Source organism: Arthrobacter sp. JCM 19049, from assembly GCF_001310435.1.
The window spans coordinates 1-1,251 of sequence record NZ_BAXF01000571.1 but is presented as its reverse complement, the minus strand read 5'-3'; the positions used below and the strand labels follow the sequence as shown (position 1 = coordinate 1,251).

Genomic DNA, 1,251 nt, shown 5'->3' with positions numbered 1-1,251 from the left:
GTGGTGCACGGGCACCTGGACGTGGTGCCGGCCATCGCCGAGGACTGGAGCGTGGACCCCTTTGCCGCCGAGCTGATCGACGGGATGATCTGGGGCCGCGGGGCGGTGGACATGAAGAACATGGACGCATGATCATCGCGGTGATCCGCCACATGGTGCGCGAGCGGATCACCCCGCGCCGCGACCTGGTCATCGCGTTCTTCGCCGACGAGGAGGCCGGCGGTGACTACGGGGCCGGGTGGATGGTGACGCACCATCCCGAACTGTTTGCCGGGGCCACCGAGGCGATCAGCGAGGTCGGGGGGTTCTCGGTGGACATCAATGGCCAGCGGGCCTACATGCTGCAGACCGCGGAAAAGGGCATCGCCTGGTCCCGGCTCACCGCCCACGGCACCGCCGGACACGGCTCCCAGCTGAACCCGCAGAACGCGGTCACCGAGCTGGCCGCCGCCGTGGCGCGCATCGGATCCCACCGGTGGCCGCTGTCCTACACGCCCACCACCCGGGCGCTGCTGCAGCGGATCGGGGAACTAAGCGGCCTGGGCTTCGATGAAGCCGACCCGGCCCCGCTGCTGCGGGCCATGGGCAACGTTTCGCGCTTTGTCGGGGCCACCTTGCAAAACACCGCGAACCCGACCGCACTGTCCGCCGGGTACAAGCACAACGTCATCCCCGGACAGGCCGAGGCGCTGATCGACGCCCGCACCCTGCCCGGGCAACACGAACAGACCCTGGCCACGCTGCGCGAACTAGCCGGGCAGAACGTCCAGCTGCACGTCGACCACGAACAATCCTCCCTGGAGGTGCCCTTCTCCGGGGAACTGGTGGATTCAATGGGCACCGCCCTGCTGGCCGAGGACCCGGACGCGGTGGTGCTGCCCTACATGCTCTCGGGCGGCACTGACAACAAGTGGCTGGCCACCCTGGGCGTCACCGGCTACGGGTTTGCGCCGCTGCAGCTGCCGCCCGAACTGGACTTCACCGGCATGTTCCACGGCGTGGATGAACGCGTGCCGGTCGGCGCCCTGCACTTCGGCTCCCGGGTGCTCGCCCGGCTGCTGAGCACCTACTAGAGCACGCCCACCCACGAAAGGACACACCAGTGGAGATCACCGAGCACTGCCCGAGGAACTGCTCGAGCGTTTCCGCGCCCGCGCCGCCGACTACGATGAGCGCAACACGTTCTGCACCGAGGACTTTGCGGAACTGAGCGACCGCGGGTACCTGAAGGCGCTGCTGCCGGTGGAGCGC

At 68.7% G+C, this 1,251-nt stretch carries 1 pseudogene; it reads left to right on the top strand.

The features are described 5' to 3' along the window. Positions 1-1,073 (top strand): annotated as a pseudogene (locus tag JCM19049_RS14545) (M20/M25/M40 family metallo-hydrolase); the annotation flags it as partial. Between the last annotated feature and the right edge of the window lie 178 nt (positions 1,074-1,251).